The following is a 24,519-nucleotide window of genomic DNA, read 5'->3' as shown; positions in this document are numbered from 1 at the left end:
GAATTTATCGACGTGGTCTGACGTGGTCAATCCCGTTGGAACGTCCGGAATGACCAATCCGCCATAGAATTACGCTGCTTGTCCGCAAAATTGGAACTGTCCAACCAATTTGCTGCTTCGTCTGGCGCGTACGTCCATTTAAACTGGACGTGGATACACCAGCGTGGCAGGATACCCCCGAAGCAGGTGGGTGGATGCAGTTTCGCTCACAATCGTTTGCAAGTTCGCTGACTGAACCCGAGCCTTGCCCCCAAATGACGTTGCAACGCGGCTCGATTCTTTTCGGCGACTTCGCAGATATGCGTGCTTCTTTTTGAAGCGCCGGCGCAGGAATGCTACGATGATGACGAGGACGGTCTGACAATGCCCCCTGAACGATGGCCCGTTTGAAATGTCGCAATGGGAAGACTACACCGGTGATGAGTGGATGCGTCCACTGGCAAGCCAGGACACACGGACCAAGCACATCCTTGACCGTGAGACTCAAGGCATCAAACCACGCCCACGTCTGCAGGCGCCGCCGTTCAAGGCCGGCGATACATGGGGCGAATTCACTCTCGATGAATGGCTGGGGTCCGGTACACACGGATGGGTATTTGCCGCTCGAGAGAATGCGACTGAGAAGCCTGTCGCGTTGAAGATTTTGGCCGTTGAAGACGACCCGGGCACGACGCTGGCCAAGACGGGGTTCCGTCGGATGGCCAAGCTGAACCATCGCAACTTGATGCGTTTGCACGGGATCCACGAGCACGACAAAACGGTCGCGTTCAGCATGGAACGGATCGACGGTGTCAACTTGACCACCGCTATCCGGCGTTGGCGAAACGAACCATTGGATGTGGCGTGCGAACACATCACCGAAATGGTACGCCAGATTGGATCAGCGATCGGATGGATGCACGCTCGCGAGTTGGTGCACCGCGATCTGAAACCCAGCAACATCATGGTGACGGACGACTACAAACGGTTTGTCGTCATCGATTACGACTCCGCGGGGATGTTTCAGGAACACGATGCGGAATCGATGCGTGCGTATCTGATTTGGACGCCCATGTACGTCGCACCGGAGGTCTTGGTGCGCCAGCGTCACACACCATCAAGCGACGTGTTCAGCTTGGGAATGGTCGTTCTGGAGGCGCTGCGTGTGTTCAGTGCCGCCCAATATCGTCGCGAAGGATCGCTGAAGGTTGAATCGCGACCCACCGATGGAAGCGATGAGTCATTGGGCATTCGTCGCGACAAATCCAACGAAAAACAAGATCGGATGTTGATCACCAACGCCGTTCGCGGATTGCATCCGAGCATTCCGGCGGACTTGTTGGAAACGTTGGATGAAATGTTGGCACCCGATGAGGCGGACCGTCCGATGGCGATGACGTTGTCGCGATTGGGACGTCCACTCGAGACGATGCAGATGACTCGGATCACCGACGTCGACAGCAGCCGCGTTCGCGAGGCGACCCAGCAAATCCGCCATGATGAACTGGCGCGAATTCACCGGTGGAGCCACTTGGTCTTGGGCGGACAAGTCCAACGATTGCACCTCAGTGGCGATTCGGGGATTGGCAAGTCAACATTGTTGGATGTTGCACTGTCTCAATTGCGATCGCTTTCTTGGGCCCAGGTCTTCGTTGCACGTTGTCAGCAACGCGATCAAAAACCGCTGCAAGCTTTTAGCCAGATCTCCGATGAAATCACCATGCGTTTTCGCGGGATGGATCGCGAGCCGTTGCAAGTGGATTCTGTCACCGTCAGCGTGTTGACCAGCATCCTGCCCGGATTGGCTGAAGTGTTGGAGGTGGATCGATCGCAGCCTCTGTTGCAGACGTCGCCAACACGTCCCGGTGGTCTGGAAGCCGCACTGAAGGTTTGCGAACGCTTGCGAGAATACGGACCGGTGTTCTTCGTGATTGATGATGTGCAGTGGGCGGACCGCGACACCATTTCGGTGTTGGATTATTTGCAATCCGGCAGCATGAACCGGCCTAAAGCGCCCGAGTTGCAGGGACTGGGATTGATCACGGTATCGCGAACCGACGGCGACCGACAAATCACACTTCCCGATGAGACGATCAATCTGGGGCCATTGCCCGATGAGACCGCGATCGAAATGCTGATGCGGGAAGCCTCCAAGTACGAGTTGGAAATTCCAGAGGCTCACCTGAAGGATCTGGCGAGCCAGATTGACGGGTTGCCGTATCGGCTCGACGCCTGTCTGGAAGAGCTTCGCCCAGGTGGTTGGTTGTCAGACGCTATTCAAAAGAACGGCGAAGAAAGCGACAGCATGACCGTGCCGTCGATGGAAACGCTGTGGCAAAGTCGGTGTGAACAATTGCCGCCGGGGGCGTTGCAGTTGTTACGACGAATCGCGGCGGCGGGACGTCAGTTGCCGGTCGAAGAACTTCGAGTTTGGGACGAAGATGCGTCTTCGTTGGAAGATCACCTGGATGAGTTGCAGCGGCGTCGGTTGATCGTCCGTGGTGAATCGTCTGGACCGACGGTGCAGATCTGGCATTCGCGATTGGGCGAACGGATTCTGGACCAAATGTCAGAACCCGATATTCGCCAGTTGCACTTGGACTGGGCAGAAACACTGTCTCACGTTCGGCCGGATGTTGCCAACGTGATTGCATCGCACTATCAGCGTGCTGAGGCTCACGAACCGTTGGCGGAGTGGGCCAAGTTGGCGGCTGAGCAAGCCCAGCAAATGTTCGCTCACCGAGAAGTCGCATCGTGGTTGCAGGTCGCTGCGGATCATTCGGACGGCGAACAACGGATCGCATATTTAAAAGAAGCTTCATTCGCTTGGCATCGCAGTGGTTTGCTCAGCAACGCAGCGATGACACACGAAGCGCTCGCGAAGTTGTTGGACGGCCATGCTTCGGTGGAGCAAGAACTTCACCGGGTTGAGTGTTTGATCCGGTCGGGCGAATTCAGCGATGCGAGTCGATTGGTGGAACCATTGATCGACCAACTGGGGTTGCCACGGTTGAAGTCCAAATGGGCGTTCAAATTGTCGGTGATATGGCGGATCATTCGACTGCTGCCGATGCAGCGTGATCTCACGGGCTTGCTTGACCAACCATCGCCACTCCGCACTTGGCAAGAAGGTAGTCAAATCGAAGCCTGCAATCGATTGATACGCCCGCTCAGCATCATCAACAACAACATCGCGGTGGAATGGTCGCTCTTCGCCGCTCGGCAAGTTCGTTTGCTCGGGACGGCCGGCGAACGATTGCAGTTGGGCGTGGGCGAAGCCGTCTTCAATTGCTACAGCCCGGGAAAATCTCGTCAACGAGCCGGGCAGATATTGGAGCGGATGTCGGGAGCTTTGAAGCCGGAAGACGATCCGTCCTGGCACGCTGACGTCAACAGCGGTTTGGCTTGGCATGCGGCGATGGATGGTCGTTACGCCGATGCGCTGGCTCCGTGTGCAAGGTCAAAGAAGTTCTATGCATTGAGTGAGCACGCCAAGAACTTCGAAATCGCTCACACGTCCTACGTCGAATTGGCGTCTTTCTTTCAATGCGGAATGATCTCAGAGATTCGAAAGAGCGTTGCTGAGATGCAGGCGGAAGGTCGGACGACCAATGATCAATTTGTGACCATCATGGGCACGTTGGGATACGCATCGGTTGCATTCTTTTCCGACAATGATTTGGCTCGGATGGATCTGGCTTCGGATCGTGTGCGTGAATGCATGAAGCAGGTCGGGGCAACGTCGTTCTTGTTTGTCCAACAATTCAAAGATGTACTGCATGACCTGTATGCGGCGGACGTTACCAATGGAGCGTCGAAGTTGGACCTGCTGCCTCGGCAGATGCAACTCACCGATTTGAACCGGGTGCAAATGATCCGAATCAACTTCCTTGAATTCGTTTGTCTGTTGGCTCTTCAGGCACTGAGTTGCAAAACAAAGACGGCCGAAACCGTGTTGCAGCGTTCCCTTCGGAAGCTGCGACGCGAACGGTCCGAGTTTGCGAAGATGAAGGCGGACTTCTACGAAGGTATCCAGATGGCTCGTAGTCCCGTTGCGGGCATGGACGTTCACGCTCGTGAACGTTTGGTCGCCGCACACGCGAAGGCCGAGGAACTACGTCTGACGCCATTCGTATTGGCCGCCAGCGACGAATTGAAGTGGCTGGAAGACATCAGCCAACCGTCGGATTTGGAAGCTTATTTGGCAGACGAAGGCGTGGTCGCACCCTCACGCTTCGCCAGACTTTATCGTGGCGTGGAGCGACCTGAAGGCTGAGCGACGATCGGCAAACAAACGGCAGATGGTTCTGGACAGCATCCGACGGGCCGATTTGACGCACGCCCGCTACTAAATCGAGTGCGGCCGGTTCCGGCGAAGAACGCTGCGGATCGGCAGAACAACGTGTCCGAGCGATGACGTTGTCGATGAATGCTGCCGGGGACGAATATCGCCAGCACTTTGCGAAGAAGAGGTGTGGCGTGCTTTCGATCGCAGAGATGAGATGTTTGCAACATCCCGGGCGGCGTTCATGTGAAGGCCGCCGGAGAGAAATTCATCCGCTTTGTTTCAGCGGATGATTCACGAGGACAGCTTATTTGCCGTCCCACCACCAACGCGATGATGCGTCGCTGGCCGCAGCGATGCTGCCGAGCGTTTCGTCGGTGACTGGGTTTTCAGAAACCGCGAAAGCGTTGACGTTGACGCCACCCGAAGCGGTCACGGTCCATCCAGCACGGCCTTTGACGAAGCTGCACTGTGGTTCCAGTGTCTTGGGCATTTCATAGCTGGCCAATTCAACGTGCGAGTCGTTGCCACGAAGAACGCTGAGGTCAATTCCCGATTTGTGGTCGAGTTGTTGCTGAGTGATGAGCGTTGCAATGACCGCCAAATCCATCGCGTTGCGAAGATCGCGGAAGACGGGACGTTCGCGAGAGAGTTCTTCGAATTGTTCGGTCATCATGTCGGCCCACTTGGAGGCCAGAGCATTCTTGCGTCCGGTTGCGCGAACATTGCCTTGCTTGTCGAAGGTGTCGTCTTCGGTCAGCGTTTTGACACCTTGGCCACTGATTTTCCAAACGCGACCTTCCTCGTCACGGGCGACTGGTTCGTAGTCGGATGCCATCCACCATCGCGGTGTGCTGACGCTGGATTGGACTTGGTTTTTGGCAAGTTCCAGATAGCTAGGCAAACCAGCGACGGGCGACTGAGTCAGTCCCATCGCGATACGTTTCATTTCGAAGTCAGCAGCGACCAAAGTGCGAGCGAAGCGACTGTCGGTCGCGACTCCACCCAGCAGAATTTGCTGCGGGCCAAAGGCTTGTCGCATACCGGCTTCGAGATAAGCGGGGTTTTGACCGGGGCGAAGTTTGACGTTCTTCAAGAAGTTCTGCAGACGCACGCGACCTTCTGGGGTCGGTTCGATGGAGCACAGGATGCCGCCATTGTTGCGGGCTGTTTCGACACTGCGGAAAGCGGTGACCAAGTCATCCAGACGAAGAACCGATCCACCGGTCTCGGTTCCGACGACATGTCCATCGGGACGAACCATCCAAGGTTCTGCGGGACCAGCCAACAGAATATCGTTGTTCTCTTGGTCGACGATTACGTATTCAATACGCTGCATGCCGGCGAGGAACATGGTTTCGGTGTCGAGATGTTGCCCCGACTCGTGAGCTTCCTTCAATTTGGCTTGCAAGCCGTTCAGCGAGATCACTCGGCGATCAGCCGCTTGAGCCAGTTCACCCGTGGGGGCTTCCATGGCATTGCGAACAACCTGAGCCATTTCCTTTTGTTCTTCCGCGGTCGCCGCTCGAACGCTCCCATCAGGAGCGATCATCACACCCCCAACTGAACGTTGGGTTCCAAGTCCGATGCCCGCATACGCGGAGGACATTGTCATCGCCAAACAAAGGGCGGCGACCATCAAAGTTGGCAAACGCATGGTACGAACCCAAGACCCGAAACCGCATTGGATGGATCGACCGGAGATAGGACGACCAAGAAGAGAAGAACGCATCGAGACGTGTATCCGGCTGGCGGAGAGAAGGGATGGTGAAAGGCGACCGGCGGTGGGGGGAACCCGCAGTCTATGATTAGAATAATTGCAGGCTCTACCAGTGACAAGCAAATCTAACACAACTCAAGCCGCCGCTGCTCCAGCGAATTCGCCTCCGGACGCCTATTTGGTCGTCCATCGCGGTACGCGCTGGACGGATGTCATTCGATTGTCGGGCGATGTCCGGTGGACGATCGGTCGCTCTTCGTCCAACCCGATTGTGCTCCGCAGTGCTCAATCCAGTCGTCACCACGCGGAAATTCGTCCCGCGATCACTCCCGATGGACCAGTCTGGGCGATCGCTGATTTGAAGTCTCGCAATGGTGTGAGCGTCAATTCCAGGCGAATTCAAGCTCCGACGGTGCTCACGGAGGCCGATCAAATCGAGATCGCTGGGTTTGAGCTGACATTCACGCGGAACCCTGCAACCCTGGCTCGTCCCCCCGTTCGGAATAGTCCAAACATTGGCGGGCCGGCGTCCGGCGGATCGGGATCAGCCGACGATGGTGCGACCCAGGACAATCTTGCGAAAGATTGGCGGAACGGTGATTCCGGTTATGACGGTGAAAACGGCGAAAGCGAAGTCGATGTCGTTTCGCAAATCACAACCAGCGGACTGGCCCGTCGGCTCAACCGCGAAACCAATCCGGTTTCCGACAACGATCCAGCCACGATGGACGCGGCTGATCCACTGCTCGCGATGGCGTTCGCTTTGGGCCGAGCGGAGTCGATTGAAGAATGTGGCGAGACGCTGATGCAAACGCTCGATGAATTGCTGCCGGGCGCCACGATCGGGTTGTACCTGTTTGATGCGGAACAAAGATCCGCCTTGGTCCAGGGTGGTGGATTGTCACCGCCGCGATTGGTTCGTCAGCCCAAGGGGACTCGGTACCGTCGTCCGCCGACTCCGTTGATCGAACCGATTTTGCAACCCAATTCGGCCGCGATCCTAGCCCGCAACGTTTTGGGTGATCGACGCTTGGCAACTGAGAACACCGCAGGCGAGATCGATGTGGAATCGATTATCTTGGCCCCGCTTCGGCCGGTGGCTCGAGAGTCCGCCGCGAATCGCAGCGGTGGCGAATCAAATCGCGAAAAAAGTCTAGCTGCAAACCATCAGCCGATTACCGAAAGCAATCTGCCGGTTGGGTTGGTGCATGTGACCACTCCCGCCGGAAGTCCCGCGCTGACACCAAACCAATTGAGGAACGTCGTCGCGGCGGGAGAAATCTTTTGCCAGGCGATCCGGTCGATTCATCGCGAGGCATCGTTGACTCGATCGTTGAAGAAGTCCGAAGCGGTAATCAATCGTTTGCGACGTCAACTGGCCGGACGAATTCAGATTCTCGGCAACAGCGAACCAATTCGTTTGGTCCAACAACAAATCGCGCAGGTTGCCCCAACGCCGTCGGTCGTTTTGGTTCGCGGTGAGTCGGGTGTGGGCAAGGAGTTGGTCGCGTCAGCAATCCATCACGCCAGTCCTCGCAAAGATGGACCGTTGGTGTGTTTGAACTGTGCGGCGTTGTCAAAGGATTTGTTGGAATCGGAACTGTTCGGTCACGAGGAAGGCGCCTTCACCGGTGCGACCCAACAGAAGCGAGGGAAGTTCGAGGTCGCATCCGGTGGCACGTTGATGCTGGACGAGATCGGCGAGATGAGTTTGGATCTGCAAGCCAAGTTGCTCCGCGTACTGGAAGGTCACCCGTTTGAACGCGTCGGTGGTCAGTCGCCCATTCGAACGGATGTCCGTGTTGTCGCCGCGACGCATCGAGATTTGCGAGCGATGGTGGAACAGAACAAGTTTCGCGAAGATTTGTTTTACCGGCTGAACGTGGTAGAAATTTTGGTTCCGCCACTTCGCGAACGCGGCCGCGATGTCATTTTGCTAGCCAACCATTTTCTACAGTCCTTCGCCGAGTCGATGGCTCGTGGACGTTTGAAATTCTCAACGCTAGCAGAGAAGAAATTACAACGACATCGTTGGCCAGGTAACGTGCGAGAGCTTCGCAACGTGATCGAGCGGGCTGTCGTGATGTCGCCAATGGATGCGGCGGGTGACGGGGAAGCGACCGAACTCGACGCAAACGATTTGATTATCACCGCGGTTTCAAATGCTTCGAAAGAAAACGTCGCCAAAGCAGGCCGATCAGGTGGCTCGCCGGATGAGCTGGAGCTTTCATTGGCCGAATTAGAAATGCGGCATATCCGCCGCGTGTTGGAATCCACCGGCGGGAACAAGAGCCGCGCGTCTACGATCTTGGGGATCGAACGCAGCACGCTTGATCGAAAACTGAAGAGGGCAGAGAAAGACGGGCTCTAATTAATCCGCCCGTCAATGTTCTCTGCGGAAGTTGTGCTGCGATCGCTGCCGCTGCCAATCGCGAAGCAAAGCTTTCGTTGCTCTCGCGATCGTCCAAATTGTCGATCAGCGAGGTTCGTCGAGAGCCAGCAATGCTCGACGGCTGTCGTTGTAGTCCAACGCGACGACTCGTAGGTCGGTTGGCAGTTTTCGGATCACGGGATCGATGTAGGGGTCGGCTTGTCCGGCGATCAAACGTTCTGCCCAATCACCGTGGACGTCGACTGAGTCCACATCGATTTTTGCAGCGACGTGTCGGATCAACGTTGGTAGTGATCGGATTGGCGTGTCGGCTCGGTGACCGCTTGCTGCCTGACGAAGACGAACTTCAGCCGACGCCAATTGACGAGCCAAACTCCAGGCCGCGTCGTCACCCTCTCGGTGAACTGCGACGGTGAAGTGGGCTTTGCCGAGCATTGCGGATGACGAGCTGGTTTCCAACAAAGGCATGTCAGCCCAGACGCCGCTCATCGGGCTGGATTTGGCTGGTTTACCGTAGGCCATCACAACAACGTCCAACATTCCAGCTCGGAAGCCGGGAGGAACGTCGAAAGCGACTTGGAACAGCTTTTCGCCTTCCAAAACTTGTTGCGAAGTCCAACGCAGCTTGTAGTAAACGCCGCGACCACGTTCGATCGTTCCCGCAGCCGAAACAGCATGCAATGGAGCGTGCTTGTCGAACTGGATCGCTTCGGATTGTTTGTCGCCATGGTCCGCACCCAAGTGAGCCGACGCCAAGTGCCCATAGCCACCGTCAGCTGCAATGCCCATTGATCGAGTCGACTCGTCGGACCGTTTGACTTGGATGGGAGTGGCGTAGTCTGATCCGGTTTCGGTGCGAGGCGAGTAGTCGAGGACTCGCCATGAAGCAGCGCGAGGAACGACTTGAACCATCCAACGTTCGATCGTTGGTAGTTTGCTGCCCGTCACCATCGATGACAAACGCAACTCGACTTGCATGGACTCACCCGCCTGTGACGTCGGAGTCATACGGTCTGAAAGATCGACCGGACGAGCGACTGCGGTGGGAGGAAGATCGAACGACAATGCTTGAACGTTGTCTTCGGCAGCGATGTCGGTGGCGAGAACAACCAAGGCGAACGCTGCTACGTAAGATTTGACTTGAGATTGAAAAGTTTTCATCCGTGTGTCTCCGCGACCAGACGATTGATTGACGGTGGTGGCCGGGTCATCCGACTCGATTCCGTTCCTTCATGGATGCGGGCTGACTTTCGACAGCGACGAGAGTATTTCGTCTTGTCCGCGAGGGGCAAGCATCGCAAACTCGGTGCCAAAAGACGGCCCGATCGACACGCTCGAAGAGCCACTTCGCGTGAAACATCGCCGTCGTTGCGGATGCGAATCTGTTCACGGCAAATGCGGAGACACTATCCCGTGAAACAATCGTGTTAGGAGTGCATCCGCGGCAGTTCGCTTCCTTCGGCGATGATCTCACTTTCCAACTTGGACAGTTCGGTGAGACGTTCGCGAACCATTTCGCGACTGGTAAAATGCTCAGCAAGTTTCACATAGGTCGTGTGATGGCGAGCTTCACTTTCGAACAAACCAGCGTAAAACGCGGACAGTTCGGGCTCGCGGTCGGCCACGTGATCGGCAAGCAAGCGGAATCGTTCGCAACTGCGGGCTTCGATCAATGAGGCCACCAGCAATCGATCGACGGCTCGATTCGGATCGTTCTGACGAATCAGCGCGGTCAGTTTGCGGCCATACGGTCCCGGCGCGATCCGGCGAAATGGGATGTCCCGCTTCTTCAAAATATCGATCACCATGAAGAAGTGCTCGAGTTCCTCTTCCACGATCGTTGCCATCTCTCGACAAATGTCGAGGTTCTCGGTGTAGGCGTTCATCAAGTTCATTGCGGTCGACGCGGCTTTGCGTTCGCAATGAGCGTGGTCCAGCAACAGTTCATCCAAGTGATTGTCGACTTGAACCAGCCAACGTTTTGTCGATTCGGAATGCAGGTGAAGCATTTCGATCAGGCCTCCAACAACGCCGCGGCAAACGTATCAGGATCGAACTTGGTCATGTCTTCGATGCCTTCGCCCAGGCCAACGAACTTGACGGGCAGTTCGAACTGTTCGCGAATCGGCAGGACAACGCCGCCCTTCGCTGATCCATCCAACTTCGAAAGAATGATGCCAGTGCAACCGGCCGCATTGCTGAAGCCTTTCGCTTGACTGATCGCGTTTTGGCCCGCGGTCGCATCGAGAACCAATAGGACTTCGTGTGGTGCGCCCGGAAGTTTTTTGTCGATCACTCGCCGGATCTTTTCCAGTTCTTGCATCAACTTGCCTTGAGTTTGCAAACGCCCGGCCGTGTCGATGATTGCGTAGTCCGCGCCAATCTCAACCGCCTTTTCGGTTGTTTGATAGGCAACACTTGCCGGGTCCACTCCGCTGGGACCGGTCACGATCTCGCAGCCGATTCGTTCGGACCAAATGGTCAGTTGTTCGACCGCGGCGGCGCGGAACGTGTCACCCGCACCGAGGACGATCTTGTGCCCTTGGGAAACGAGATGATGCGATAGTTTGCCAATGGAAGTCGTCTTGCCACTGCCGTTGACACCGACGACCAAGATCACCGTCGGTGGCGAGTCCGCTTTCGCGAGGTCACCATGATCTTGTTTCAGTTGTTCGCGAATGTCTTGGGTGATCGTTTCGACGACTTCTTCCAAGTGAACGACTCGGCCGCGAAAATCTTTGGCAACGCGATCGCGAATTCGACCGGCTGGGCCGGCGCCCATGTCGGTGCGGATCAGTCGAGCGTACAGTTCGCCCAGAAAATCTTCGTCGACCAATCGGCCTTCGGCTTTGAACAAGTCACGGATGTCGGTTCCCAGAACCCGGCGAGTCTTCTGCAGGCCGGTTTTCATTTTGCCGAAGAGTCCGCCCGAGGCCTCTTCGCCGGTCGCTGGGGAGGAAGCCGACGAAGTTTCGGGGGCGGTCGATTCGTCGCTCGAGTCGTTCTTTTTGGATCGCCAGAAAGCCATCTATCAATGCACGTTTGGGAATGGAGCGTCTGAGAACTGGTGGGGCCGGCTGCGACGTCGCCGCAGCCAGACAAATTGTGTCGCAACGCGATGAAATCCACCACCCGGGGAAGTCCACAGAGGTGATGGTTTGTGCATTGCATTGGTTAAGATAGGCACGTCCTCCTCATCCCCACGGCCGGCTTATCATCCCCATGTTGCTGACGAACTCACTCGTTCGAACCATTCCCGTTGCCTTTTTGACGCTGTTGTTTTGTTGCGGCAATTCCGCAGCGGAACGTCCGGCATGGAACGATTCTCGATTGCAGGGGACACCCGAGCCGCCGCTGCAACTGACGGTTCAGCGGGTTCATCCGAACCTTGTCCTACGTTCGCCGATCACGGCGATGGACTTGCCTGGCACGAACCGTCGATTGGTGCTGCTGCAAAATGGCCAAGTGCATACTTTCGAAAAGCGAGATGATGTCGCGGAGATGGATTTGGCTCTCGATATCGACAAAGCCAATCAAACGCATACCGACGAACTGTTTGCAGCGGCTCGAGATTTAACGTTGCATCCAGAATTCGAAACCAATGGCTATCTCTATGTTGTGTGGTCGATCCGTCCGCATGACGTTGAAGGCGGCACTCGCGTTTCGCGATTTCGGATGACGATTCCCACGGCGGACAAGCCCGACGCTGACTTGCCGCCCAACGTGCCAGTGATTGATCCAAAGTCGCGATTGGATTTGCTCTCGTATCCTTCCGGCGATCACATCGGTGCGTCGCTCAACTTCGGTCCGGACGGGTTGCTGTACATCACGACGGGAGATGGATCGTTGCCGTATCCGCCGGACGTCAACAAAGCGGCACAAGACATCAGGGATCTTCGCGGCAGTGTGCTTCGAATTGATGTGGATCAGACCAGTGAGTTGGCGGATGGAACGACACTGCCCTATCGCATCCCCGACGACAATCCATTTGTCGATGTGGAAGGAGCCCGCGGGGAAATCTTTGCGTTTGGATTACGCAATGGTTTTCGCGCCGCTTTCGATCCCGCCACCGATGATCTTTGGGTGGCCGACGTCGGCTGGGAACGTTGCGAGATGGTGCACCGGATCGTTCCCGGCGGGAATCACGGATGGAGCCTCTATGAGGGGCCGCATCCGGTGGATCTTGAGCAGACTCCGGGACCGGGAAAGGTGATCTTGCCCGAGGTTGTTTTCCCTCGCAGTGAATCGCAATCCATCACCGGAGGTGTCTTTGTTCCCGCGGATTTGCTTTTCGCGGCTGACGATGGATCGCTCGCCGGCACGTACCTCTGCGGATGCTTCATGAACGGGAATGTCTGGGCAATCAACACGCAATCCAAAGCGACGACGGGCAAACCACCGGTGCCGCGAAAAATTGCCAGCACCGGTTTGAAGATCATAGATTTCTTCGTCAGCCAAAATGAAACAACGTCGGAGGTTTTGTTGGTTGACCATTCAGGTGGGATTTACCGGTTGAGCAGCAATCAGTCGGTCGGTGACTACGAAGCGTTTCCAAAACGACTGAGCGAAACGGGATTGTTCTCAGATACGAAGAGCTTAATTCCCAATCCCGGCGTCGTCGCATACCGTCCCGATGCCACGATGTTTCGCGATGGAATTCGTACCGTCCGGTTTGTTGGCATACCAGGCCAAGAACCAATCAACCCAATGCGGAAACGCTACGTGCCTGGAACCGTTTTCGCGAACACGTTGATCCGCGACGTATTGGATTCATCGGGCAATACGAAAGAGATTCGTTTGGAGACGCAGGTGTTGTCTTATGACGGATTGAATTGGAATCCCACCACGTTCGCGTGGAACGAAGAACAAACCGATGCCACGCTGGTACCCGCGATGGGAGCCACACAAACCTTCCGAGTGGACGATCCGATTTGGGGGAAGCGTGATTGGGAACACCGTTTCTATCCTCGCGATGTTTGCGTCACTTGTCATAACGTGGCCAACCCCGGTGCCGCGTCGTTGGTGCCGGAGAATCTGCGTGACGAGAGCGGTCCGGGATCGTGGTCGCAATTAGCTCGCGCAGGTTTCTTGGTGCCGGCAAAGGTGAAAGCTGGTCACGAGATGGTGAACGCTTATGACGTGGATCAACCTCTCGAACAACGGGCACGATCGTATCTGCATTCCAATTGTGCGCACTGTCATCGGCCCGCCGGTGGTGCGACATCGAAGATGGATCTGAGGCACATCCGGCCATTGGACCAAACTGCTTTGCTTGGAGTCCCCGCTGCCCAAGGTGATTTCGGATTGGGAACGAACACGCAGGTCATTGAACCTGGGCATCCCGAACGTTCCGCGTTGATCTATCGAGTTGCCACCGGCGGTCCGGGCAAAATGCCTCGCGTCGGTTGCTCCACGGTGGATCTGGCCGGTGCCAAGATGCTTTGGGACTGGGTGAAGTCGATGCCTGTCGCTCCCGATGCAACCGAGTCGGCCAGCGAAAAGCCGAACGAAACGTTGCAATCGATGTTGCTGTGGCGAGAGCTCGTTGAGGCACCACCGGAGAGGTCCAAGAAGATTGTTTCTGAAATGCTGAACGATGAAAGCGTATCCCATTCGCCGGTGGTGCTTGGTTTGTTGCAACCTTGGATCGATCCATCGGAACGCACACTCTTGGTGGGTGATTCTCCAGACTTGGAGGCGTTGCTGGCTTTGAAAGGGGATGCGCAGCGAGGGTTGCAATGGTTCTACGAATCGGCCGCGTCCCAGTGTCGGCAATGCCATCGCATCGGAGGCTTGGGCAAGGACGTCGGTCCGTCGCTCGGGGGAATCAGCAAACGACGAACGCGTTTTGAAGTGCTTCGAGGGATCGTGGAACCGAGTGAAAAGATCGAACCGGAATGGAGAAGCCACACGATTCTGACTGTGGACGGTGAGTTGATCGTCGGACGCATTCTTCAAGAGGACGATGACGGCGTGGTCGTTCAGCAAGCCGACGGAACCCACACGACGCTCCGTCCCGAAGATATTGAACTCAAAAAGTCAAACGAGCAATCACTGATGCCGGCGGGATTGCTGTCAGCGATGACGCCGCAAGAGGTTGCCGACTTGCTTGAGTTTCTCATGCAAACAAACGAAGCCGGCGAATTGCCGGCTTCGAATTGAATCGTCGAGTGGTTGTGCGTTGATGCCGGAACTCCCGTTGGTCGGTCCGGCCTACGAGAGACACGCGAAAGTAGAACTGTTGTCTCAACCGATCGCGTGCTGGGCTTGCTCAGAACATTCCGCCGCCACCACCCTCTCCTGCTCCACCGCCCATTCCGCCCATGATGGCTGGTGGGGGGGCTTTTTTCTGTTGTTGGATCTCTTCGTCCGAGAGACGAGGGTCTGAACCAGAGTGAGTTTCGCGAAGAGCTTGCATCAACTCTTCGATCTCTTTGTGAACGTCATCCGTCGTGCTGACCAGCAAGGCCGGACGACCTTCGTGAGAATGATTCACAGAGCTGATTGTCGACACGCCACCCAGTTGCTCCCAGATTTCTGGTTGAATACTTGCAACGATCATCTCGATGGTCCCGAGATTTCCTCCGCGTGGCAATCCTGTGCCTTCCAAGAAATAGAGGCGATTTCGAAGGTTATCTTCAGCTGCAGTTTGAGTTGTGATCTGAAGGACTTCTTCCTTGAACTGATAGGTCAAATTCATCTCGCGAAGAAGCAGTCGTAACGCGGAGCGGAACGAAATGGAATTGATACTCAGATCAACAGGAACATCTGAGGAAAGGCCTTCTCCTTCCAAAGAAAATACGTCAATCAAGATTGGAAAGTTGAGATCCTCTGACATCACGCGAACCGCATCGTTGAGCGGTGTCTCCACGAATGTGTAGGAAACCTTTTTGTCCATGATTTCATCGTACTTCTTCTCTTCTTCCGGCGTTATGTCCAACCATCGGTCCGTCGAAATGCCTCTGCGAGTCAACACAGTCATGTCAGCGGTGATCAAGAGACCGTCATCATCGACCGTTGCTTTCAAACCCTCACGCTCGAGGGCTTTTCGCAACAGCGTGCGAAGAGGTTGTTCGCCCTTTGATGAGAACTGCACGTGCAGACTGTCGACATCGATCTGTCCCAGAGTCATGGCTTGCTCGTCGAGCAGAACCGGAATGCCAATGGCCTGTTGCAGTGTTTCCGGAAGAGAGCGGACATTGGATTCAAATGCCAGTGTCGTTGGCTGATCAAGGGATCGCGTGACCTGGTCCGACACTCCGCTCGAAGGCGGTGCGGGTGGAACCGGCGGAGTGGGAGGTGTTGGCAACGCACGAGGCGGCTGCATGGCAACGCCTGGTGATGCTGATTGAGGTGGAAGTGTTGGAAAGGGCGTGGGCGACGCGTCTGCTGGCTCGATTTGCGCGAGGACCGAGCGATCTTCTTCACCCGGCGTGGCAAACGAAAGGACGCTGGCGGTGCGTCCGGTTTCGTCGTCGCCCACGGGGACCGCAAAGGCAACCAACAAGGCGAATCCAACCGCAGCGGTGGAGCCGAGAATAGTAACGACAGGCATGGTGGCGATTCCTTGTGAAAGATGAGATTCGAGAGAAGAGAAGTTGGAACGCGACGCGGCGGAAGTCCAATCGGATTTGCCAGAGTCTGCGCCGGGGGATGAGTTGGGATCGGTGGTCGCTTCTCCAGGATTCACTGGAGAGGTGAGCTTCAACGCTGCCTCGGCGCCCATCGCTTCGGACGCACTCCAGGCGTGGGCAGCGGCCCAGGCCGCCATCGGTGCAACCCCGCGAAGTCGAAGTTGTCGAGAAAGCCGTTGTTTGCCGCGGGCCAGCCAGCCTCGCACGGTGCCTTCGGTGGTGCCCATCCGCTTCGCGGTTTCGTTGACCGTGACACCTTGTTGAAGGTGCAGCACAATCGCCGATCGGTATTTTTCGGGGAGTTCCGACAACTCTTCGTCGAGCACGATGGCTTGATGTCGAAGTGTCAGTCGTTCCAAAGGATCAACAGGTTCGGAAGGAACATCTGATAGATCCTGATGGGAGTGTTCGGGTGACATCATGGTCGCGATGCTGGCGCGTTGGGCGACACGGTGCAGCCATCCGGCCAACCGTTCGGGACTTCGGATCTTCTTCGCTGATTCAGCGAGATACAAAAACGTGGTTTGCATGGCATCGTCGGCGTCCGACCGATTGTGGCACCTCCGAATGCAAACGCTGAGAACCATTTGGGCATAACGTCGGACCAAAGCGTCGAGAGCTTCGATGCAGTGGTCCGTGACCCAAGCGTCCAACAGATCAGCGTCGGTGGAATTGAGTTCATCCCAACGGTCCGCAATCGTTGCATTGGCCGGTTGAGCGAGTGTTTGAACTTCGGTCGCGTTCTGTTCGTTTGGTGGAGGAATCGAATCCGGCGCGTCCATGGTGAAATTTTCGCTGGGCATGATTGTCCCTTTCCTTTCCGGCTGAAAATCGAGGCTGCAGCGTCATGAGGCGATGCGAATCGATGTGACGAAGGCGCACGGGAGGCAAATTCGCCACTTCTGATCATCGCTTGTTCAGAAAGACAGTGGGACGAGAAGCCCACACGGCGCGCGAAAAATTAGAAATTCGCAGAAAACAAGATTTGAGCGTCCAAGAACCTGTCGATCGGTGGTCTTCCACCGAGACGGGCACGCAAGAAGACCCGTTTTCTCAACTGTTCGCGTCCTTGGCCGAGTCGCCATGCAACCTGACGCGAATGGTGGGAAACTTGGGCGGAAATAAGACGCTGGTTGGCGATTCTTCCGACTCGATTCACGCGTTCACGGTGGAGGACCACCGTGATTCAGGTTGTGGAGTCGGTGTAGTTCAGCCGACGCTGGGGACTTCGTGCGTGAGACGGCCTCGTTGTTGACACAACAACGCGAGACGGTCGGCGTGTTCTTGCGTCAACGCTTGAGGTGACAATCGCCACGCCCAATTGCCGTCGGCGATCCCAGGCAAATTCATTCGAGCCTCGTTACCCAGCCCCAGCACATCTTGAATGGGGACAATTGCGATTTCAGCGGCTGATGACATGACGGCATCGATCAATTGCCAATGCACTTCATGTTCGCTGGTCACGACTTCATCGAGAGGATCGTCGCCTTCCTCGGGTGGCGTTCGCAGATGGTACCAACCCATCACCGTGTCGTTGTCGTGGGTGCCTGTGTAGGCGACACAGGATTCGGGGTAGGTCGACGGGCGATGGAAATCGTCTTCCATCGTCGCGAATCCGAACTGGAGTACACGCATCCCGGGGAACCCGAGCTCTTCACGCAGTTCGTGCACCGCATCGGTGATCATCCCTAGGTCTTCGGCGATGAAAGGGAGTTCGCCGAGTTCTTTTTCGGCGGCACGGAACGGTTTAGCGCCGGGACCAGTTCGCCACTGACCGCCGATCGCAGTTTCGGCGCCGTAGGGAACTTCCCAATAAGCTTCGAAGCCGCGGAAGTGATCAACTCGCAGCAGATCAAACTGTTCCAACGAACGACGGAAACGCGCGGTCCACCAAGCGTAGTCAGCCTTCTCAAGTGCATCCCAATCGTATTGAGGGTTGCCCCAAAGTTGACCGGTTTCGCTGAAGTAGTCTGGTGGCACGCCGGCGACCAACTTGGGCGTGCCATCGTCATTCAATGCAAACATGTCTTGGTTGCCCCAGACATCTGCACTTTCGTAAGCGACGAAGATCGGCATGTCGCCACACAGTTGGACTTGCCGCTCATTGGCATACGCCTTCAGTCGATTCCACTGGCGGTCGAACAAGAATTGTTGGAAGCGAGAATAGTCGATCTCGCGTGACATCTCTTGGCGAGCTTGTCCAAGTGCATCGGGTTCGCGACGACGGATCGGATCGGGCCACTTCGACCAGTTCGATTGTTCGAACTTGTTCAAGAAAACTTCAAACAAGGAAAACTCATCGAGCCACCAATCGTTCGCATCCAGGAACAACTCGAAGGCGATCTTCAGTTCACGTGGTGGCTTGGTTAGGTAACGTTCGTAGGCGAGTTTGAGTCTGGCGTGTTTGAATTCGCTGACCGTACCGAAGTCAACGCGTGCCGGGTCGGTCTGCGTGAATCCGTCGAGGTCGGATGTTTCGAGCAAACCTTCGTCGACAAGAGCCTCCAAGCTGATTAACAACGCGTTGCCCCCAAACGCCGAGTAGGCGCTGTAGGGTGAGTTGCCATAGGCGGGAGGACTGAGCGGTAGAATTTGCCAAATCGATTGGCCGGCCGCATGGAGGAAGTCGACCATCTCGTACGCCGCTGAACCTAGATCACCGATGCCCAACTCCGAAGGCAAACTGGTGATGTGACAAAGAATGCCGGAGGATCGCGGGAAACGCATGCGTGAGATCTAGTTGGCGATAGTCGGTCGGTTGAATCGGAAGTTTTTGGCCTCGTGTTGAACACAGGGCAACTTCCGCACCACTTTTAAGAAGACTACCGGACTTCGGTCAAACCGCCAATTGGACCAACTCTCTTGCCGATTGTTCCCCATTTGCCTGAATGGCTTTTGCTTCCAAGTTTTCGTCCACGAGGTTGTAGTGCACATCACGCTGGCGGGGGACGAAGCCAAGTTCCTCGATCGCTTCCCGAATTTGCTGTAGTGACAGATAGTGCACCGTTCCGGCTTCGGCAACGACGTTTTCTTCGATCATGAGACTTCCCATGTCGTTCGCGCCAAACATCAACGCCATTTGCCCAATCTTCAAACCTTGCGTGACCCAACTACTTTGAAGGTTGGGAATGTTGTCCAAGAACAATCGTGAGACGGCCAACATTTTCAAGTATTCAAACGATCCGGTCGGCCGCACATCGGACATCTCGGTGTTGTCGGGTTGGAACGTCCAACAGATGAAAGCAGTGAAGCCGCCCGTTTCGTCTTGCAAACTTCGCAAGCGTTCTAGGTGCTCGATTCGTTCGGCGAGCGTTTCGACATGGCCGAACATCATCGTGCTGGAACTGATGCCACCCAGCTCGTGCCAGACCCGCATGACGTTCAACCAGTCATCTGTCATGACTTTGCCGCGAGTGATTTCGTTTCGCACGCGATCGGTCAAGATCTCAGCACCGCCGCCGGGGACGCTCCCCAGTCCGGCGTCCTTCAAACGCGAAAGAACGTCGCGAAGCGGAAGGTTGTTGACCTTGGTGAAGTGATGCAGTTCCGGTGGTGAAAAACCGTGAACGTTCACCTCGGGAAAGCGAGACTTGATGTCACGCAACATCTCCTCGTACCAATCGAGTTTGTACTTTGGATGCAGACCACCTTGCAGCAAGATTTGGTTCCCGCCCAGGTCGACAGTTTCTTGGATCTTTTGCAGCAGCACTTCGCGGGGAAGCACGTAGCCTTCCTCGCTCTTGGGACCGCGATAGAAGGCGCAGAAGTCACACACCGCGGTGCAGACGTTGGTGTAGTTGATGTTCCGGTCGATGTTGTATGTTCGATAGGGCTCGGAGTGCTTGGCCCGCGAGACTTTTTCAGCTGCGGCACCGATCGCTGCTAGGTCGTGGCTTTCCAGCAACGTCAGACCTTCGGCGGACGTCAGTCGATCTCCCGCAACGGCTTTGGCGAGAATGTCGTGGACGGCAGATGAGTTGGCGAGTGCGTTCATCAATCTTGCAAAGGTGAGTGGGAAGCGGGGACCAGCCCCAGATGTTCGGCTTTTTCGCGAAAGGCTGCCAGCCCCGATCGTTCGCCGTTGCCGAGTTGGAAGTGAAGATTTTCTGCGAAGTAGCGGTGCAAGTCTTCGATCGTCAGCCCATGACCGGCAGCTTCACGCTTGGCGATCATCTCGAATTGCTGCAATCCTTCGTCGCGAGACACATTCAATGCGTCTTCGATTTGCTGGCGGATCTGCGGATCAGCGACGGCGGATCGCCGCGCCACCCACATGGCAAACACGAACGGCAATTCGGTCCACCGGCACCATCGATCGCCGAGGTCCCAGATTTCCTGGTATTTGCCCGGAGCCGGATGCATGGCTCGATCACCAATCATCAACAACGCGTCGGCGTCGATTTCGTCCGGCGAGGAACCAATCGGGAAGGGCACCGTTTTAGGACGCAGCCCGTGCATCTCCGCCAGCAAGACTTGCGACATCGCGGCACTGGTTCGGCTGCCCTCGTCCAGAGCCAGAGTGCGGACTTCGTTCATGGGAACGCGGCTGAGAACCCGCACGCTCCACACCGGTCCGCGACACGCGATTGCGGCGTCAGAAATGATTTCATATTCGTCGCCGCCGCGAAAATATTCGACGCTGGGGATCAGTGCGATGTCCAATTCACCAGCCGCCAAGTCGCGAGCCAGACGCGATGGCAGATCCAAACGCAGCTCGCCCGATCGGCCCAAACGCCTGGGTAGCGTTTCAATCAACGGCTTCGTGTTCAGGTAGGAAACTGCACCGAGGCGGAGCATGATCGTTTCAGGGTTGGAGGAGTTCGTACGATGGCCTTCCAAGGCCGTCGATTCAACTTCGATGTATTCGGAGGGCGTCGATTCAATCGGCGACGGCCTCGGGAGGCCATCGTACAAATCTCGCGAGTGGCGACGGCCTTGGAAGGCCATCGTACACATTGGCGGGAACTGCGACGGTCTTGGAAGACCATCGTACGACTGGTGGCGTTTGCTGGAAGGACTTGGTCTTGTGTTGATAACCGCGACGAACGGAGCCCGACAACCCGGTTCAGCTTCGGCCGCGGGTTTTTCGCCAGACTCGCATTTCATTGGGGCCTTTGAAAAGCACCATGACCGCACCATAGGCCGCGTTGCGATGGAAGACGTACTCGTGGAAATCGTCTTCGCCTGGCCAAGGGTAGCTGTAGATGATCCCAAAGTCCTCCACGTCCAAACCGATGGACGAGTAAGCTGATTCGATGGAGTGGCCCAGGCTGGGAAGCGTTGGGTCTTCCGCCAGAGTTTCGGATCCTTCCGGCAGAAAGTTGCCTCTCACCAACTCGGGGGTGGGTCCGGACTTCGGGATGGCCGCGAGGGTCTCTTGCCAGTCGCTCAATGTCGCCTCGCCCTGACGGATCAATTCCGGTTCGGACTCAATGCCGATCGCATCCCATCCCACCGCGGCGGCCAGCCACGTGATTGCCGCGAAACCGCATCCCCATTCGACAAACCGCGAATTGTTCAGCATTTGGGATTCGGCCACCCACCGCATTGTCTGATAAACGTACAAGTAATCCGCCGCCACGAACAATTCGATCTGTGGCCGGTCCCAACGGTCTTGGAATGCTTCGATCCGTTGCTTCACGCCGTGCACCATCGCGTGAATTTCGGTCGGGATTTCGGTTGAGTCCAAACCGGATGGCAATTCGATCGGTGTCAGCATGTCGGGCGGGTCAATCGAGGACGAGTCGGGGACGAATGCGTGTCGGAATAGATCGCAGAATCCGAACAATCCGTTCAGCAGCGAAGCCTGACCGCGTGGTTCTCTGGCGAACCCCGTGATTCGTCAAGCCCGCTGGAGCGAATCGACCTATCTGTTTCGATAAGGCACTTATTCAGCATCTAAGAAATGGCACCATGAATCTAACTTCAGTCGATTTCAATCAACCGTCGGTTGGTTGGTTGGACGAAATGTGGGGGCAACTGGAGGACACCAGCCACGAGGAAGAACCACTCGAGGAACAGTTGGCTGACCAATGCGGTTTGACCGACGAATCCAAGCTGGCCTCGGTCTACGCCTCGCATTACTTGTTGCCTTTGTTTGAACCACCTAGCGGTTTGGCGATACCGGTCGATCGTCGTCTCCAGCAATGTCTGCCGGCGGACTTTTGCGAAAAGCACGAAGTGGTTCCGTTGGCGGTGCAGGATCACAGTCTGGAAGTTGCGATCGCGTCCCCGTCTGCGTTGCTACTGGCCGACGAAGTCAGACGACTCAGCGGACTGCAAATGCGACCGCTGTTTGCTCGAGCGACCGTCGTGCGGCGAGCCTGCCATGAATTGTTTGGCGATCTGAAACCGACACCGAAAAACGCTGAGGCAACAGCGACGGCCTCGGCAGTTTCCACCGTTGAAACGAAGAATGTCAAACGTCAATCGATCCCGCAGCCTCCCCCCGTGGAAAAGACCGTGGTCGCATCGCCGATGAACCTGACCGCCTATGATCTGAGATCCGCCGAGCGATCGGCATGGCAGAAACAGTTGGTGGCCGACAGCGGATTGACGATTTATTGCGGGCGAAAGGGTTTGGACAAAAGTCCATTGGCTCGATTGTGGGGCGTTTGGTCCAGTCAAACGCATGGCCGTCCCGCCAGTCGTTGGAATCCGTTGCAACGTGAATCGGTGGAATCGGACCCCTCGGTGGTCATCATTCCGGACCTAAACAGTCCCACATCCGCAGAAGTTTGTTTGCATTCGGTGCTGCAGGGACAGCGTGTTTTTGCGGTCGTTCACGCTCGTGATCCCGTTTCGGCCATTTTGCGTCTCCGAGCTTGGGGACAAATTGGCCACTCGCTCGCCGAACAGATTAACCTGTTGATACATCAAAACGGCCTTTCCCGATCAGAGTGTCGCAGCATCGAAATTGACGATGTTCGACGTTCCGCTTTGGCGTCCGAAAACGACATGGGCCGTTTGCAGAAGCTTTTTCCTTCGACTGGTAGCTTTCTATGTGGCCCCTGACCAACGGAAATCGATGTCTCGTCGGTCCCGAAGCTGAATTGTTTCGCGGCACGGTCGCGATGATGGTGGATCAGTTGGTCGATGAGTTGTATCCAGCCGCGGAAGTGGATCACGAAGGCGAAAGCGAATCGATGTTCACGTTGTCGGGCCCCGTGGTCGGGTTTGATCCGCCGCGTTGGTACGATATGTGGGAACCGCAGCAGAAAATCTGGCTGCTCGAACGAGTCGCCACGTCGTTGTTGACGTCTCGGCCGGCTCCCGCGATGGCGGCAATGTTCGAAGCCACCGTCGAAGCCGTCTATGTCGAAATGGGCAATCTGATCGCTTTAGAAATCACCGAAGGCCGACCGATCGAACCCGGTTCGTGGCGTCAGTCCTTGTTGGATGCTTACGTGCAACGATGTCCACGCGACAGTTTCCTGGAAGCCACGCACTTCGAAGCGACCACGTTGGATCCATGTTGGCCACGCGAAATCGAACAGCAGATTCGCCAATATGAACAATCGCCTTCCGCGGACGGCGATGCCAACGCGAACTCGATCCAGGATGCCAATTCAGTTCCCGATCCCGTTGAAAAACGGCAGAGCGATTGGCTGACTTATTGGTCGATGGTCATCGAACGGTTGTTGGATGCGACTTATGGGCCACGGGTACATCACGCCGCCGAAGCTTTTCGTGATGGCGATCCAAAACTTTTGAAGCAGTTTCTGCAATCCAAAGGTGTCAGCCCCAAGTTTGTCCAGCGAATCCCGCCGCTACGAACCAAGGCTCAACTTCAAAAAGCGGTGACTCGGTTGCAAGCGTTGTTGCTGGACGAGTGAAGGTGGGCGTGTAGTGGATGAGGCAACGAATCCTTCTGCCTGAACATGAGAGTAGAACAGTTGTCCTCAACTGTTCCGTCGTGCTGCCCTCAACGGCCAAGCCTCATCGCGACGGGCGCAACTTCTCATGCCCGGCCCTCACCCTCGCGTACGCCTGAACGGCGTCGCTCGACCTCTCCCCAAACTCTGTTTCGGGAGAGGTAAGTCATGCTGAAATCTGCCGACAAGCTGCACGACCTTAGTTCAGCTTGAAGCAGCGTGCTAAGCCGAAACGGCTCGCGATGGTTTGAACGGGATCACGGAAGGTGCATCCGCATCCATCACACCCAGTCGACGGACGCTGCGTTTTCGCTGGATCGCCGGCATCGTTTCCGGAACCATGGTGCGACGCATCATGTCCCATTGCTCGCGACTCATTTCCACACAACTCTGCGTGAACCAGCCGACCGCTTCGCTGAATGTTTCCTGACGTAGCACGATCGGTTGCGATTGCACGCTGGTCAGCTGTTCGCAGAACGGGCGACTGTCATCGGCTCGTTCTGGCTCAGCTTCGACAACGTCCGAATGCAATTTCAATCGTTCGGCGATTTCGATGAAGCGCGTCGCGACCACCATGCGCTCATGCTCGGTCGCGCCGGGGATCACTGCGAGAATCGTTTCACTGGTATGCACGG

At 56.2% G+C, this 24,519-nt stretch carries 15 protein-coding genes; 5 read left to right on the top strand and 10 right to left on the bottom strand.

Features of this window, described 5'->3' with window-relative positions; all coding sequences use genetic code 11:
- Positions 1-391 precede the first annotated feature (391 nt).
- Positions 392-4,255, top strand: coding sequence for a serine/threonine-protein kinase (locus tag RB_RS08250; RefSeq protein WP_011119761.1), 3,864 nt, complete (start codon positions 392-394; stop codon positions 4,253-4,255).
- A gap of 316 nt (positions 4,256-4,571) precedes the next feature.
- Here RB_RS08250 and RB_RS08245 read toward each other — a convergent pair whose 3' ends face one another.
- Entirely contained in the window at positions 4,572-5,921 is a 1,350-nt protein-coding gene (locus tag RB_RS08245) for a DUF1598 domain-containing protein (protein WP_011119759.1), read from the bottom strand.
- 175 nt (positions 5,922-6,096) lie between these two features.
- Between RB_RS08245 and RB_RS08240 the strand changes: the two genes are divergently transcribed.
- Positions 6,097-8,355: a sigma 54-interacting transcriptional regulator gene (locus RB_RS08240; protein ID WP_164921710.1), complete on the top strand. Its 2,259-nt coding sequence runs from the start codon at positions 6,097-6,099 to the stop codon at positions 8,353-8,355.
- Between the two features lie 105 nt (positions 8,356-8,460).
- Here RB_RS08240 and RB_RS08235 read toward each other — a convergent pair whose 3' ends face one another.
- The 3 genes from RB_RS08235 to ftsY all read right to left on the bottom strand — a co-directional run bounded on the left by RB_RS08235 (position 8,461) and on the right by ftsY (position 11,404).
- Positions 8,461-9,537, bottom strand: coding sequence for a hypothetical protein (locus RB_RS08235; RefSeq protein ID WP_011119757.1), 1,077 nt, complete (start codon positions 9,535-9,537; stop codon positions 8,461-8,463).
- 266 nt (positions 9,538-9,803) lie between these two features.
- Positions 9,804-10,385 carry a tRNA-(ms[2]io[6]A)-hydroxylase gene (gene miaE, locus RB_RS08230; protein ID WP_011119755.1) on the bottom strand — a complete coding sequence of 194 codons (582 nt, stop codon included), beginning with the start codon at positions 10,383-10,385 and terminating at the stop codon, positions 9,804-9,806.
- Positions 10,386-10,390: 5 nt separating this feature from the next.
- Positions 10,391-11,404, bottom strand: coding sequence for a signal recognition particle-docking protein FtsY (gene ftsY, locus RB_RS08225; RefSeq protein WP_007331084.1), 1,014 nt, complete (start codon positions 11,402-11,404; stop codon positions 10,391-10,393).
- A gap of 194 nt (positions 11,405-11,598) precedes the next feature.
- Here ftsY and RB_RS08220 point away from each other — a divergent pair, with 194 nt between their 5' ends.
- Positions 11,599-14,538 (top strand): PQQ-dependent sugar dehydrogenase, encoded by a 2,940-nt coding sequence (locus RB_RS08220; protein WP_011119753.1) that lies wholly within the window; start codon positions 11,599-11,601, stop codon positions 14,536-14,538.
- A 109-nt stretch (positions 14,539-14,647) separates the two neighbouring features.
- On the opposite strand, the gene RB_RS08215 is transcribed toward RB_RS08220, so the two are convergent.
- From RB_RS08215 to RB_RS08195, 5 genes are all read right to left on the bottom strand, one after another.
- Positions 14,648-16,813, bottom strand: coding sequence for an RNA polymerase sigma factor (locus RB_RS08215; protein ID WP_011119751.1), 2,166 nt, complete (start codon positions 16,811-16,813; stop codon positions 14,648-14,650).
- A gap of 406 nt (positions 16,814-17,219) precedes the next feature.
- A complete protein-coding gene (malQ, locus tag RB_RS08210) occupies positions 17,220-18,737 on the bottom strand; it encodes a 4-alpha-glucanotransferase (protein WP_011119749.1) in 1,518 nt (505 codons plus the stop codon).
- A gap of 109 nt (positions 18,738-18,846) precedes the next feature.
- Complete coding sequence (gene mqnC, locus RB_RS08205; RefSeq protein ID WP_164921709.1) at positions 18,847-20,004, bottom strand: cyclic dehypoxanthinyl futalosine synthase; 1,158 nt, start codon at positions 20,002-20,004, stop codon at positions 18,847-18,849.
- Complete coding sequence (locus RB_RS08200) at positions 20,004-20,807, bottom strand: menaquinone biosynthetic enzyme MqnA/MqnD family protein (protein WP_315851295.1); 804 nt, start codon at positions 20,805-20,807, stop codon at positions 20,004-20,006. Before RB_RS08200 ends, mqnC begins: the two co-directional genes overlap by 1 nt.
- 268 nt (positions 20,808-21,075) lie before the next feature.
- Positions 21,076-21,798: a hypothetical protein gene (locus RB_RS08195; RefSeq protein ID WP_011119745.1), complete on the bottom strand. Its 723-nt coding sequence runs from the start codon at positions 21,796-21,798 to the stop codon at positions 21,076-21,078.
- A 125-nt stretch (positions 21,799-21,923) separates the two neighbouring features.
- Here RB_RS08195 and RB_RS08190 point away from each other — a divergent pair, with 125 nt between their 5' ends.
- Both RB_RS08190 and RB_RS08185 read left to right on the top strand, forming a co-directional pair.
- Positions 21,924-23,024, top strand: coding sequence for an ATPase, T2SS/T4P/T4SS family (locus tag RB_RS08190; protein ID WP_007328734.1), 1,101 nt, complete (start codon positions 21,924-21,926; stop codon positions 23,022-23,024).
- Entirely contained in the window at positions 23,012-23,845 is an 834-nt protein-coding gene (locus RB_RS08185; RefSeq protein ID WP_011119744.1) for a hypothetical protein, read from the top strand. Before RB_RS08190 ends, RB_RS08185 begins: the two co-directional genes overlap by 13 nt.
- Before the next feature lie 261 nt (positions 23,846-24,106).
- On the opposite strand, the gene RB_RS08175 is transcribed toward RB_RS08185, so the two are convergent.
- A complete protein-coding gene (locus RB_RS08175) occupies positions 24,107-24,517 on the bottom strand; it encodes a hypothetical protein (RefSeq protein ID WP_011119742.1) in 411 nt (136 codons plus the stop codon).
- Positions 24,518-24,519 lie beyond the last annotated feature (2 nt).

It is taken from the genome of Rhodopirellula baltica SH 1 (assembly GCF_000196115.1).
In the GTDB taxonomy this organism is placed as follows: Bacteria; Planctomycetota; Planctomycetia; order Pirellulales; family Pirellulaceae; genus Rhodopirellula; species Rhodopirellula baltica.
This window is presented reverse-complemented; position numbering and strand designations above follow the sequence as displayed.